This is a genomic window from Polaribacter sp. M10 (genome assembly GCF_054968445.1).
The window spans coordinates 38,738-53,433 of sequence record NZ_JBSSBG010000011.1 but is presented as its reverse complement, the minus strand read 5'-3'; the positions used below and the strand labels follow the sequence as shown (position 1 = coordinate 53,433).

Sequence of the window (14,696 nt, the reverse complement as noted above, 5' to 3'; positions counted from 1 at the left end):
AATGGCAAATAAAAAATTAAGTTTTTTAGATAGAAACCTAACTTTATGGATTTTTGTAGCCATGGCTATTGGTGTAAGTCTGGGGTATTTTATACCTACTTTTCCAGATTTTATAAACTCTTTTAGTAAAGGTTCTACAAACATACCAATTGCAATTGGTTTAATATTAATGATGTATCCGCCTTTGGCGAAAGTAAATTATGCATTGTTGCCAAAAGTATTTAAAAACACCAAAATTTTATCTATCTCATTAATTTTAAACTGGATTATAGGACCTGTTTTAATGTTTATTTTGGCAATTATTTTTTTAAGCGATTACCCAGAATATATGGTAGGTTTAATTTTAATTGGCTTGGCACGTTGTATAGCAATGGTTTTGGTTTGGAACGATTTGGCTGAAGGTAGCAGCGAATATGGAGCTGGTTTAGTAGCTTTAAATAGTATTTTTCAGGTATTTGCATACAGCTTTTATGCTTGGTTATTTATTACTGTTTTACCTCCATATTTTGGTTTTGAAGGTGCAATTGTAGATATTTCAATAGCTACTATTGCAGAAAGTGTTGCCATTTATTTAGGAATTCCGTTTTTCTTAGGTATTGTGAGTAGAGTTGTTTTAGTAAAATTAAAAGGTGAAGAATGGTATACTAAAAAGTTTATACCTACCATTTCTCCAATAACTTTAATAGCACTTTTGTTTACAATTGTGGTGATGTTTTCTTTAAAAGGAGAATTAATTGTACAAATTCCTATGGATGTTTTACTAATTGCAATTCCGTTATTGGTATATTTTACGCTAATGTTTATTGTCGGTTTTTTCTTTACCAAAGCAACTGGTGCAGATTATGACAAAATTACAGCAGTTGCATTTACAGCTGCAGGTAATAATTTTGAATTGGCGATTGCAGTTGCCATTGCCGTTTTCGGATTAAATTCTGGACAGGCTTTTACAGGCGTTATTGGTCCTTTAGTAGAAGTACCAGCGCTTATTTTATTAGTAAAAGTTTCCTTTTGGTTGCGAAAAAAATATTTTACAAAAACTAAAACAGCTTAAATTAAATTCATATTTCAACACGTAAAACGGTTTGATTGTATAATCAAACCGTTTTTTTTATCACTTAATTAAGTTGATATAAACATCAACCGAAACACAATTTTATTAGAAATAAGATAATCTTGTTAAGATTCTAAGCCAATAATAGTTCTAACTTTATCTCAAGTTGATATTAAGATTTATGGCACTAACTCACTAGGAATCTCTAATTTTCCATCATGTGCTCCTTTAGCGAAATTACTGATATTGTATGAATTCTCTTTTGTCCAATCGCACTCCACTCTTCCATCACCTAAAACAATATTACCTAATTTTTTTCTAAACCATTCTGCTAGTTTTTTATAATTCTTGTTTCCTGCAACATTATTTCTTTCTAAAGGATCATTTCTTAAATCATATAAAGCCAATTCAGCTTCTTCTACAGGACAATCTAAAGCCCATTTCACATTTTTATTTGGTATTAATTTCTTCCAATTATTAGGGCGTGTTTTCATTGAAAAAGCAAAATCTTTTGATCTTAAATACGCTCTGTGGCCAACAATTACATTAGTTTCTCCAACAATATAATCGCGTTTTTGAACTTGTCCTTGAATCAATCTTTTTAAACTAATACCATCTAAATATTCGTATTTTTTGTCATCAATAGGGATATTAGCAGCTTCTAAAATTGTAGGTGCAGCATCTACATACTCAACAAAATTAGTATTTACAATGCCTTCTGGAATCTCTTTTTTATTAGAAGATACCACTATCATTGCTCCTTGAGTAGATTGGCGCCAAGGGGTGAATTTTGCCTCAATACCTTGTTCTCCTAAGTGCCAACCATGGTCTCCAACTACAAAAACTATTAGATATTCTTGTTTGTTTTTTTTACAATATTCTTTAAACGCAGCTACAGCATCTCCAATCAAAGCATCTCCATAAGCACAAAACGCATAATAATCTTGAATTGCCTGTTGCTTTTCTTTATCTGTCATATTTGTCATATTCAAATTTTTGAAAAGCTTGAGTAATTGAGGTGTAAATGTTGCTTTTTCTTTTTCATCAAAAGCTGGGAGTTTGTATTTCTTCTTTTTAAATTTATCTCTAAATGATTTTGGCGGTAATACAGGTGTGTGTGGTAAATGAAAACCCAAATGTGTCATTAAAGGTTTGCTAGGGTCTGCTCCTTTTTTTGTTTTACCATAAGTATTAATGAACGTTTTATTCTGATTTTCTAAATACAATTTAAATTCTTCAACAATTTTACCATCTATAGTTTGTCCTGCTGGCATTGGGTTTTCTCCGCCAATAATTAAATCTTTATTTCCAGTACGTGTGTAAGATCGTAAGATTTCATATTTCTTTTCCATCTCTTTTCTTAACTTAAGATCTTCTATACTAATCTCTCCTTGTCCTTTCTTCTTTTTAAACAAATATTTTACAATTTTTCCATCAGGAGTTTTTATTCGTTCTTCTTTACCTATTGTTTTCCATGTACCTTTGGCATATGCAGGTTGCCCCCAAAAATCTCCAACATTATTCTTTTGTAAATCGTGCTTAAAACTTACTTTGTAGTTATAATGTCCAGCATCTTTAAAGGTCTGCTTGCCTTCCCATTTAAAAATATACGCTCCGTCTTTTCCAAAAGATGTAGTTATGTATCCATTTTTTCTTAGGGTTTGCGGAATTGAAGGTTTTACAAAATCTGGCTGTTGATGTGTTTGCTCAAACTGATAATGTCCATTTCTAAATGGGTATCGCCCACTTAACATTGAACCTCTAGAGGGCCCACAAACAGGTGAATTTGTATATGCTTTTACAAATAAGGTACCTTCTTTAGCCAACTTATCTATATTTGGAGAAGAAACGTAACCTAAAGCACTTTCGTTTTTACCAGTTGTTGCCTTATTATAACATTCTAAGGCGTCTGCTCTTTGATCATCTGTAATAATCCAAAGAATATTTGGTTTTTCTTGAGCAGTACCGCTTATAGAATTTAAAAAAAACAAGAATAAGAAGGTAACTTTTTTCATCATCAATTGGTTTAAAATCTAAAAAACAAAATTAAAGTTATAGCTAAAAAATAGCCTAGTTTAGTAGCGTTCAATTAGAATACAATAGAACAAATTTGTACCACAAATTAACATTAAGAACTAATACGTTTACTGATTATGAACGAATAATCTATTATTGAGTATTTTTTTAGTTACTTCATATTAAATTTTTAAAAAAAATTAAAAATTACTAACGTTAAAAAAATTGGTGCCACAAAGGCGAATCATCAAGGTGATGTTCTAAAAAAAGTCTTTATTTAAAAAATTGAAATTCCGAATTTAATAATGTTTAGTACAGCTACTTTTAAGCCAAATCAAAAAAATAGAAACGCACAAACACGATACCATGTTTGAAGTTTTTTATATACAATGTGGTAAAGCTGAGTTTATCATCAACAATACAAAACATATTGTTAAGGTTGGTGATTGTATTGCTGTTGAACCATGGGAATTACACTCGCAATCGAATCCTTTTAAAGAAAATGTTACTTGGTTGTATTTTGGTGTTGCTGTTGATGAATAGAGGTTATATTAATATTCTAAACCAATTATTTTACGAACTTCATCTAATGTTTCTATCAATTTTTTAGAAAAATCGAAAGTCATTACATTGCTTTCTTTTTTGTTTTCTCTTAACAATTGATTAAAATGTTCTGTCTCAAAATTATAACCTATAGTTTTGTATCCAAAATCGACTATTTCTTCTTTATCATCTTTAAAAATAGTTATGGTTGATGGTTGATGAAACTTTGTATTTAATTTTACAACTGCATCTTCAAAACTAAAAATAGCCTCTGTAGGTGTGTCTTCGATAAGTGTGCTCTTTAAAATTGCTTTGGCGTTATTATAGTTAAAAATCACCTCACAAGATGAATCTGCTCCTGTTTTAAAAAAAGTAGCATTTGCATTTATAGTATTTGGTATCCCTAGACTTGATAAGGCTGCGAAAATAGGGTAAATTCCAATATCTAAAAGAGAGCCTCCACCTACTTCTTTTTTTAATAACCTACTTTCTAAGTTGTAAGCGGCTTTAAAACCAAAATCAGCTTTAATTTCTTTAAGGTTTCCAAACTTTTTTGTTTTAAAAATATCTAAAACATATTGATAATGAGGTAAAAAATATGTCCATAAAGCTTCCATTAAGAGCACGTCATTTTCTTTTGCAACAGCAATCATTTCTGCCACTTCTGTAGCATTCATTGCAAACGGTTTCTCGCATAATACTGCCTTTTTTTGTTGCAAACACAATATGGAATGCGCTGCATGAAATGAGTGAGGTGTTGCAATATAAACTGCATCCACGTTTTTATCTTTTGCCAAATCTTCGTAAGAATTATAGGCTTTTTTTGCTCGGTACTTTGCTGCAAATAAATCTGCATTCTCTTGATTCCTTGATGCTACAGCTACCAATTCAGCATCTTGAATAGTAAGTAAATCTGTTGCAAATTTATTGGCTATTTTACCAAGACCTATAATTCCCCATTTAATTGTTTTCTTTTCCATAATTATACTTCACTTAATTTTAAATTCGGTTTTTGTGGTAATAAAGTCTGAATTATAATTGCAATTGCCATTACTAAAACACAGCCTAATAAATTGAGCCATAAATAAGGCAACCAATCTAAAAAGTAAACTCCGATAATAATCATTTGTGTGATTAAGGCTGCTACAAAAACAGCATTTCCTTTTACAAACTTTATAAAAAATGCTAATAAGAAAATCCCTAGAACGTTACCATAAAAAATAGAGCCAATAATATTTACTAACTGTATTAAGTTATCGAATAAATTGGCAATACAAGCTACTGAAATGGCTATAATTCCCCAAGCTAAAGTAAACCACTTAGAAGCTTTTACAAAATGTTCTTCGCTTTTGTTTCCTTTTACATTTCGTTTGTATAAATCCATTGCTGTTGTGCTAGCAAGCGCATTTAATTCTGATGCTGTAGAAGACATTGCTGCCGATAAAATTACAGCCAATAACAAACCAATTAATCCTCTTGGTAAATTGTTTAGAATAAAATGAATAAAAACATAATCTTTATCATTAGACTCTATTTTATCCAAAGTATTTTCTTCATCAACCTTATCGATAATTGCTTTCGATTTTTCTTTTAACGCTAAATCAGCTTTGTTTAATTCTTGAATTTTTTCTTTTTCACTCACCTGAAAACCATCAGCAAAAATGGCTTTCTTGGTATTTTCAATCTCAATATGTTTGGCTTCTAAAGCTTTATATTCTTGTGCATATTTTGTTTTTACAACCTCTTCATTTGCTGTTGGATTAAAATTTAAAGGAGCAGGATTAAATTGATAAAATACAAAAACCATCACACCAATTAACAAAATAAAAAATTGCATGGGCACTTTTAACAAACCATTAAAAATTAAACCCAGTTGACTTTCACGCACTGATTTTCCTGATAAATAACGTTGCACTTGACTTTGATCTGTGCCAAAATAAGATAGCATTAAAAATGTTCCTCCTAAAATACCTGTCCAAACTGTGTATCTATTACTTAAATCAAAAGAAAAATCGAGTACTTCCATTTTATTACTGGCACCAGCAATTTCTAAAGCATTAGTAAACGTGATGTTTGCTGGCAGTTGACTCATAATCATAAAAAATGCAATTAACATTCCTATAAAAATGATAATCATTTGTTGTTTTTGTGTAACGTTAACCGCTTTTGTACCTCCAGAAACTGTATAAATAATTACTAAAAAACCGATAATAATATTAAGCGTAAGCAAATCCCAACCTAAAACTGCCGATAAAATTATAGCAGGTGCAAAAATGGTAATTCCGGCTGCCAAACCTCTTTGTACTAAAAATAAAATTGCGGCTAAACTTCGTGTTTTTAAATCGAATCTACCTTCTAAAAATTCGTAAGCTGTATATACTTTTAACTTATGATAAATAGGGATAAAAACCACGCAAATAATAACCATTGCAATTGGCAAACCAAAGTAAAATTGTACAAAACCCATACCACTATGAAACGCTTGACCTGGTGTAGATAAAAACGTAATAGCACTAGCTTGAGTAGCCATAACAGACAAACCAATGGTCCACCATTTGGTGTCATTACCTCCTTTTATATAGTCAGTTACATTGGCATTTTTACGTGTAACATAAGTACCGTAAGCAACAATAAAAATTAAAGTTATAGACAAAATAACCCAATCTACAATATGTAATTTACTTGCTATTTCCATAAATTAAACTGTAAAATAATTTGTGATAAAATAAAACGCAATCAAATAAATAACATTTGCTACCAAAACCAATGTGTATTCTTTTTTCCAAGGATATTTTTGTTTGTCCATATTTTTTTATTTGAAGCTATTTTCTGCTTTCCACTATATTTTTTTTATTTGCATTCAGTGAGTCTTTGCGAGTTTACGAAGCAATCTCATTACTTCAAACAGATTACTTCTCTCCTTTTCCAGCAGCCAGCAAGTTTGCAAACAACTTATAAGCACCAGAAACTCCTGCAGGTAATTCTCTAAAGAAACTCAATCCTGTATATATATAATTCCCTTTACCATATTTTGCGATTAATAAACTCCCTAATTTTGATGTTTCATCTTTATCGTTCATTGCCAATAAAGGCGTGTATTGCTCACTCCACATATTTGGAAAATACAAACCTCGTTCTTGAACCCAACCTTTAAAATCTTCTTGAGTAATTTTATTAGGATAATTCAACAACGGATGTTCTTCATCTAAAATAATTACCTCTGCATTCTCATCTGTAACTCTATCTCTAGATAGCTTTAAAGTATATGGAGCACCCACATTAACTCCTCTATTTGTGTTGTATTGTACAATTAAATTCCCACCTTTTGCAACATAATCTAATAAGAATTTTTGTTTAAATTTTAATTCTTTAACCACGTTATAAGCTCTAATTCCTAAAACAATAGCATCGTATTTATGTAGATTTTCTTCATTAATTTCTGCAGGATTAATTTCATTAACGGTATACCCTATTTGACGTAAATTTTCTGGCACAACATCTCCTGCTCCTTTTATATAACCAATATTATCGCCTACTTTTTTAATATTTAAACGTACCACTTTGGCTTCTGAATTTAATAAAACCGATTGCTTTGGTATATGGTTGTAATTAATTTCTACCAATTCTTTGGTAAACTCTTTTCCATTGGCAGTTGCAATTACTTTAATTTTTCCAACAGATTCATTTTTTGGCGGAAAAACAGCAAAATCAAAAGTTTCTTGATCGTTTTTCTTTTCAATGTTAAAAATATGTTGTTTTGGTGATATTTGCCATCCTTCAGGTAATTCTAAAGCCAATTTACCAGAAATAAAATTTGCGCCAGCTTTTACTGTAACACTCACTTGTTTGTGATTTTCATCATCAAAAATTAAAACTTTGTCCTTTAATTTAGTGGTTACTAAAGGTAAAATTTCAAAAGGTTCGTAAATTTCTCCTTTATCTCTTTCTGCATATCTTCTAACAACATCTTTAGTAAAGGTAATTGGTATGCCTTCTATAATTAAATTAAAGTCTATTTGTACAGGTCTTTTGGTTTCTGGATTACCAATTAAAACTTGCTCATCTACTTGATACATACCCAAACTCGCTTCTTTTTTTAACCAATAAGGGTCTGAATATTCTACATTTTTAAGGTTTACAATCTCTCTAAAATTAAACTTTTTGTTGTTCGGTATTTGTAATTGTTTTGCGTAAGTTTTATCATCGAGTGTAGAAGTTATCGAAGATAAAATGATAAAAGATTCACTTCTATTTAGCACTTCCATATCAACCTTAATTTTAGAATTTGGAATGGCGTAAGAACTTTCTGCAGATGCCTCTAAATACAAACCTGCACAAGCTTCAATAATTTCTTTTATTTGCTTTTCTTTAATGGCTCTCCAATGCAAATCTTTTAATTGAATAATTAAAGTATACGCTTCTAATAATTGTACAAGATGTTTTTCTGGATGTACAAAATCGAAATTCTTTTCAATTTCATATAAAATTTCACCAATTTCTCCACCACCTTTTACACGATTCCAAGTTGTGTTAATTCCTGAAAAAATATCATTTTTATCCTTTAAAGGTTCGCCTTTTAAAAACTCAGCATATTCTGTTTGCTCGCCTCTTGTGGTTAATCTACCAAAACCTTGACACAGATGCTGACTACTTGCCATCGACGCTAACTCGTTATTAGACAACCCTTTTAAAGGATAATAAACACCAATATCAAATTTTGTAAAATCTTTGGCTATTTCTTCGAACTTTTCTTTATCTCTATAAAACCAAGAAGATGTATTATGAAACAGACGTTTTGGCTGCCAAGCTTTAGTATATTCTAATTGATTTTTATAAGCTAAAGTATCGCCTGCCAAATCAAAAGCCTCTACACTTAACATTGCAGAACTTGTGTGGTGTCCATGAGTTGTACCTGGAGTTCTATGATCGAATCTATTGATAATTACATCTGGTTTAAAAGTTCTAATTGCCCAAACTACATCGCTTAAAACTTCTTTTTTATTCCAAATTTCTAATGTTTCATCTGGATGTTTTGAATATCCGAAATCGTTAGCTCTTGAGAACATTTGCTCTCCTCCATCTACTTTTCTAGCTGCTAATAATTCTTGAGTTCTAATTACACCTAATAATTCTCTAATTTCTGGACCAATTAAATTCTGACCTCCATCTCCTCTTGTTAAAGACAAATACCCAGTTCTTGCTTTAACTTTGTTCGCTAAATAAGCAATTAATCTGGTGTTTTCATCATCTGGATGTGCAGCAATATATAAAGCTGTTCCTAAAAAATTCAATTTCTGAATTTTCTCGTAAATCTGATTTGAAGTTAATTTTTGAGGTTTTTGCGCAAAAACCGATATTGATATCAGTAAAATAACTGAAATTGATAGTATTTTTTTCTTCATTTTTCTTTGTTGACAACAGACAAATGTAGTTTTTTAATCAGTAATAACAGGACTCTTAACATAATTATAACAATCTTAAAGCGGTTTTATCCATTGTAAATTAAAAATTGAAAACGAATTAAAATTATCAAGATTAATAGTAATAAAACATAAATTTTTATTGATAATAATTTGAAATTAACAATTCAATACAATAGTATCTAAAAAATTCATCAACAAATTGCTCATAACCTGTTAATAAATTAATTTTCAAAACCACTTATTAAGGTTATATTTGTAAGAATAATTAAGAAAATAAAATCAATGAAATTTATTGTATCAAGTTCGCAATTACTTAAGCAATTACAAGTTTTGGGCGGCGTTATAAATAGCAACAACACTTTACCTATTTTAGATAACTTTTTATTTGAACTATCTGAAAACGAATTAAAAGTTTCTGCATCAGATTTAGAAACCACTATGAGTTCTGTGGTAGAAGTTGAAAGTGAAAGTACTGGTGCTATTGCTGTTTCTGCGCGTTTATTGTTAGATACTTTAAAAACTTTTCCTAATCAGCCTTTAACGTTTAAAACTGAAGGAGAGAATACTATAGAAATTAGTTCTGATCAAGGAAAATACGATATGGCTTATTTTGGTGGTGATGAATTCCCGAAAGCGGTTTCTTTACCTAGTCCAAGTAAAACTGTTGTACCTGCGCATATTTTAGGAACTGCTATTTCTAAAACTATTTTTGCTGCTGGTAATGACGATTTAAGACCAGTAATGAGTGGTGTATTTTTTCAGTTTAGCTCGCAAAGTTTAACTTTTGTTGCTACTGATGCGCATAAATTGGTAAAATATTCTAGAACAGATGTTACTGCAGACCAAACAGCTGAGTTTATTATGCCAAAAAAACCTTTAAACTTATTAAAAGGTATTTTAGGTGGTTCTGAAAGCGAAGTTACCATAGAATATAATGATGCAAATGCAAAATTTACTTTCGATAACGTTGTTTTAGTTTGTAGATTAATTGATGGAAAATATCCAAATTACGAAGCGGTTATTCCTAAAGAAAATCCGAATAAATTAACGGTAGACAGAGCTTCATTTTTAAATTCTGTAAGACGTGTTTCTATTTTCTCTAGCAAAACTACACACCAAATTCGTTTAAAAATGGCAGGAACTGAACTAAACATTTCTGCAGAAGATTTAGATTTCTCTAACAAAGCAGACGAACGTTTGAGTTGCGATTATCAAGGTGATGATATGCAAATTGGGTTTAACTCTCGTTTTTTAAGCGAAATGTTAAACAACTTAAACTCAAATGAAGTTTTAATTGAAATGTCTTTACCAAACAGAGCAGGAATTTTAACTCCTATTGATGGTACAGATGAAGGTGAACAAGTAACCATGCTAGTTATGCCTGTAATGCTGAATAACTAACACAGTTAGATTTATCATTCCTGTTTAAACAGGAATCTATAATAAATAGAAAACCACAATGGTTCTGAAACTAGTTCAGAATTAATTGTGGTTTTTTGATTACATTTACTTTAATGAATTTCCTAGCACACCTCTACTTATCGCAAAACAACACGAATATTATGATTGGTAATTTCATTGCAGATCATATTAGAGGCAATAACTACGAAGGTTTTTCTGAAGAAATTCAGCAAGGTATTTTTCTACACAGAGAAATTGACACTTTTACAGATGCACATCCAATTGTTAGAAAAAGCAAAAGACGTTTGCACAAACGTTACAGACATTATGATGGTGTTATTATCGATATTTTTTACGATTACTTTTTAGCCAAAAATTGGGCAAACTATTCAGCCATTCCTTTATCTATTTATGCAGATGCTATCTACAATTATTTTAATGAAATTTCTCCGTCATTACCCATAAAGTCTCAGAATTTTATCAAGTATATGACTGAATACAACATTTTGTATAACTATCAATTTAAAGATGGAATTCAGAAAGTTTTAAACGGAGTTAATCATAGAACAAAAGGAAAATCTCAAATGAATTTGGCTATCGAAGATTTAACTCTTTTAGAAAAAGAATTAGAAGAAGATTTTACTACTTTTTTTTTAGATTTGATAAAATTTAGCAACAAAAAATTAAAGGAAATCTTGGCATTATAAATACTTATTTATTTGATTGATAAAATTGAGAAATCTAGTACAATCTTATCTCTCTAATTAAAAAACACAACCTAAAAAGAACAATGAAAAAACTTAAACCTTTTATACTACTTACCTTTTTATCAATATTAATTTCTTGTAAAAAAGAAAAAACAACTGAAAAAGAAGTGGGTTTAATTACCCAAAAAGCAATGGTAGTTTCTGCCAGAGTTGAAGCTTCTAAAATAGGAACAGCAATCTTAAAAAAAGGTGGTAATGCTTTTGATGCCATGTTTGCAACAGAAATGGCTCTGGCAGTTGCTTATCCTTTTGCGGGTAATCTTGGTGGAGGAGGTTTTATGGTCTATCGAAAAAATAATGGAGAAATTGGTGCTTTAGATTACAGAGAAAAAGCACCTTTAGCTGCTTCTAAAGACATGTATTTAGATGATAAAGGAAACATCATAAAAGGCAAAAGCACAGTTGGAGCAATGGCTATTGGAATTCCTGGAACTGTTGCAGGAGTTTTTGAAGCGCATAGAAAATTTGGAACTTTAAGTGTACAAGAAATTCTAGAACCTGTAATTGCTTTGGCAAAAAGAGGTGTTGCTGTAACTGCAAAACAAGAAAAAAGGTTAAATAATTATCGTCCACTATTTGATAAAGTAAACAAAGATTCTATCACTTTTACCCACAAATGGAAAGAAAATGATACTATAAAATATCCTGCTTTAGCAGCAACTTTAATCCGAATTCAAAAAAACGGAAAAGATGAATTCTATAAAGGAGAAACAGCTAAAACCTTAGTAAAATTTATTCAGGATAATGGAGGAATTATGACACTTGAAGATTTAGAAAAATACGAAGCTAAATGGAGAACTCCTGTTACTTTTAATTATGATGATTTACGAATAATTTCAATGTCTCCTCCTTCTAGTGGAGGAGTTTGTTTGGCACAAATAATGAATGCAATTGAGCCTTTTGAATTAGATAAATTAGGCCATAATTCTACAAAAGCCATTCAAGTTATTACAGAAGCAGAAAGACGTGCATATGCTGATAGAAGTCACTTTTTAGGTGACCCTGATTTTGTTACCATTCCACAAAAAGAATTAATTAGTAAATCTTATAGTAATAAAAGAATGTCTGATTTTTCTTTTAAAAAAGCAACAAAATCTGCTGATGTTTCGTATGGAAATATCGAAATTATTGAGAGTGATGAAACCACACATTATTCAATAATTGATCAATTTGGAAATGCAGTTTCTGTAACTACAACTTTAAATGGTGCTTATGGTTCTAAACTATATTCCTCTGAATTAGGTTTCTTTTTAAATAATGAAATGGACGATTTTAGCAGCAAACCTGGTGAGCCAAATATGTTTGGTTTAATTGGGGCAAAAGCCAATGAAATTGTGCCAGAAAAAAGAATGTTAAGCTCTATGACACCTACAATTGTAGAAAAAAACGGAAAACTTTTTATGGTAGTTGGTACTCCTGGAGGTTCTACAATTATAACTTCTGTATTACAAACTATTTTAAATGTACACGAGTTTAAAATGAACATGCAAGAAGCTGTAAATGCACCAAGATTTCATCATCAATGGTTACCAGATGTTGTTAAAATGGAGCCAAATAGTTTTGATAAAAAAACCATTACAGATTTAACAAATCTTGGTTATACTATAGATGAAACTACCTCAAGAATTATTGGTAAAGTTTCTGCTATTCTAGTTTTGCCTGATGGAAAATTAGAAGGTGGTGCAGATAAAAGAGGTGATGATACTGCTGATGGATTTTAGTTTGATGTTTGATTAGCTTTTAGCTTTTAGCAAAAATGAAAAAATACGCAAACTTTTGAAACTTTAAATTTTGAAACAAAAAAAAAGAAAAAAATGAAAACACAACCATTTCACTTAGCAATTCCTGTGCAAAACTTAGAAAAATGCAGAACATTTTACAGAGATGTTTTACAATGCCAAGAAGGTAGAAGTACAGATATCTGGGTCGATTTTAATTTCTTTGGACATCAATTGGTTATTCATCAAAAAGAAGATTTTAATCCGCAGAGAATTTCTAATTCTGTTGATGGTAAAGATGTTCCTGTACCTCATTTTGGTGTGGTTTTAACTTGGGAAGATTGGCAAAATTTAGCAGATCGTTTAAAAGCTGCAAACACAACATTTGAAATTGAGCCATGTATTCGTTTTAAAGGAAAAGTAGGAGAACAAGCTACCATGTTTTTTAAAGACCCAGAAAATAATGCTTTAGAATTTAAGGCATTTAAAGATATTGGTCAGTTGTTTGCTAAATAATGCAACTGTTAGAAACTCATATTGCCAAAAAAGTAAAATACCCAATCCGTTTTCAAGAATATGGAGTGGGTATTTTTAATACAATACCCACAAAATCTGGCATTAAAAAAGCCATAAAAAAAGAACTCATTTTTATTGATGATGAATTGGCAACAACTTCTAAATTTATTCTTGGTGGTGAAAAAATTGAGCTGTATCAATCAGAAAATTCATCAACTTTTAAAAGACTAAAACTCGATTTAGAAGTTTTATTCGAAGATGATTATTTAGCGATAATATACAAACCTGCAGGAATTTTAGTCAGCGGAAATAAGTTTGTCACTATTGCAAATGCATTACCTCAAAACTTAAAAAAAAGCAATCAATTAGATGCTGTACAACCACAACCAATCCATAGGTTAGACTATCCAACATCAGGAGTTTTGTTAGTGGGTAAAACAAGTTCGTCTATCCAAAAATTGAGTGCTTTATTTATAAATAAAGAAATTCAAAAAACCTATTTTGCAGTAACAATTGGTAAAATGTGTTCTGCAGGTTCAATCAATTTTAAGGTTGATAATAAAAAAGCATCCACAGAATTTGAAGTTTTTTCTTCTGTAAAATCAGAACGCTTTGTTTTTTTAAACTTGGTGAGATTATCACCAAAAACAGGGAGAAAACATCAATTAAGAAAACATTTATCAGCAATTGGTCATCAAATTTTAGGTGATAAAGATTATGGAAACACAAACTTAATTCTAAAAGGAAAAGGTTTGTATTTACACGCTTTTAGTTTATCTTTTATTCATCCGTTTACCAAAGAAAAAATTACTATTTTTAAAGGATTACCAAAGAAATTTAGTAAAATTTTCTCAAGTTTCACAGAAATCTGTTAAATTAAACCTTTCGTAACTTTCCGTTAATCAGTAAAATAAAACTCTTTAAAACAATTTATTTTATTTAGTTTTATTGAAAATAATTAATAAGGAATGTTAGAAATTAGACCCAATTGCGAACACTGCAATAAAGATTTACCAAATACTTCTACAGATGCAATGATTTGCTCCTTTGAATGCACCTATTGCAAAACATGTGCACTAGAAATTTTTAACAATGTATGCCCAAGTTGCGCTGGTAATTTTGTTGAACGCCCAATTCGTCCATCAAAAATGATTGAGAAATACCCAGCATCAATCAAAAGAATTTTTAACCCTAAAGATTTAGAAACTGCAAAATTAAATTCAGAAAAATATAAAGAAATCCATCCTTCTAAAAGATAAAT

Annotated in this window: 12 protein-coding genes; 8 read left to right on the top strand and 4 right to left on the bottom strand. The window is 30.4% G+C overall.

The genetic code is table 11. The features are described from left to right. Position 1 precedes the first annotated feature (1 nt). Positions 2-1,051: an ACR3 family arsenite efflux transporter gene (arsB, locus tag ACWYN7_RS11085; RefSeq protein WP_462860014.1), complete on the top strand. Its 1,050-nt coding sequence runs from the start codon at positions 2-4 to the stop codon at positions 1,049-1,051. Positions 1,052-1,230: 179 nt separating this feature from the next. Here the strand turns inward: arsB and ACWYN7_RS11080 are convergent, their stop codons facing one another. Next, positions 1,231-3,066, bottom strand: coding sequence for a sulfatase-like hydrolase/transferase (locus tag ACWYN7_RS11080; RefSeq protein WP_462860012.1), 1,836 nt, complete (start codon positions 3,064-3,066; stop codon positions 1,231-1,233). A 367-nt stretch (positions 3,067-3,433) separates the two neighbouring features. Here ACWYN7_RS11080 and ACWYN7_RS11075 point away from each other — a divergent pair, with 367 nt between their 5' ends. Further along, positions 3,434-3,610, top strand: a complete 177-nt coding sequence (locus ACWYN7_RS11075; RefSeq protein WP_462860010.1) for a cupin domain-containing protein — start codon at positions 3,434-3,436, stop codon at positions 3,608-3,610. An 8-nt stretch (positions 3,611-3,618) separates the two neighbouring features. Here ACWYN7_RS11075 and ACWYN7_RS11070 read toward each other — a convergent pair whose 3' ends face one another. From ACWYN7_RS11070 to ACWYN7_RS11060, 3 genes are all read right to left on the bottom strand, one after another. After that, positions 3,619-4,590, bottom strand: a complete 972-nt coding sequence (locus ACWYN7_RS11070) for a Gfo/Idh/MocA family protein (RefSeq protein WP_462860008.1) — start codon at positions 4,588-4,590, stop codon at positions 3,619-3,621. A gap of 2 nt (positions 4,591-4,592) precedes the next feature. Continuing rightward, positions 4,593-6,305 carry a sodium:solute symporter family protein gene (locus tag ACWYN7_RS11065; RefSeq protein ID WP_462860007.1) on the bottom strand — a complete coding sequence of 571 codons (1,713 nt, stop codon included), beginning with the start codon at positions 6,303-6,305 and terminating at the stop codon, positions 4,593-4,595. Between the two features lie 214 nt (positions 6,306-6,519). After that, the gene (locus ACWYN7_RS11060; RefSeq protein ID WP_462860006.1) at positions 6,520-9,012 is read right to left on the bottom strand and encodes a PIG-L family deacetylase; all 2,493 of its coding nucleotides are present in this window, start codon (positions 9,010-9,012) and stop codon (positions 6,520-6,522) included. 303 nt (positions 9,013-9,315) lie between these two features. Between ACWYN7_RS11060 and dnaN the strand changes: the two genes are divergently transcribed. The 6 genes from dnaN to ACWYN7_RS11030 all read left to right on the top strand — a co-directional run bounded on the left by dnaN (position 9,316) and on the right by ACWYN7_RS11030 (position 14,694). Continuing rightward, positions 9,316-10,434: a DNA polymerase III subunit beta gene (gene dnaN, locus ACWYN7_RS11055; protein WP_462860005.1), complete on the top strand. Its 1,119-nt coding sequence runs from the start codon at positions 9,316-9,318 to the stop codon at positions 10,432-10,434. A gap of 113 nt (positions 10,435-10,547) precedes the next feature. Next, positions 10,548-11,141, top strand: coding sequence for an acyl carrier protein phosphodiesterase (locus ACWYN7_RS11050; RefSeq protein WP_462860004.1), 594 nt, complete (start codon positions 10,548-10,550; stop codon positions 11,139-11,141). An 83-nt stretch (positions 11,142-11,224) separates the two neighbouring features. Further along, a complete protein-coding gene (gene ggt / locus ACWYN7_RS11045) occupies positions 11,225-12,922 on the top strand; it encodes a gamma-glutamyltransferase (RefSeq protein ID WP_462860002.1) in 1,698 nt (565 codons plus the stop codon). 93 nt (positions 12,923-13,015) lie between these two features. Further along, a complete protein-coding gene (locus ACWYN7_RS11040) occupies positions 13,016-13,435 on the top strand; it encodes a VOC family protein (RefSeq protein ID WP_462860001.1) in 420 nt (139 codons plus the stop codon). Further along, complete coding sequence (locus ACWYN7_RS11035) at positions 13,435-14,310, top strand: RluA family pseudouridine synthase (RefSeq protein WP_462860000.1); 876 nt, start codon at positions 13,435-13,437, stop codon at positions 14,308-14,310. The genes ACWYN7_RS11040 and ACWYN7_RS11035 overlap by 1 nt, the downstream gene beginning before the upstream one ends. 93 nt (positions 14,311-14,403) lie before the next feature. Next, a complete protein-coding gene (locus ACWYN7_RS11030; RefSeq protein ID WP_462859998.1) occupies positions 14,404-14,694 on the top strand; it encodes a DUF1272 domain-containing protein in 291 nt (96 codons plus the stop codon). Positions 14,695-14,696 lie beyond the last annotated feature (2 nt).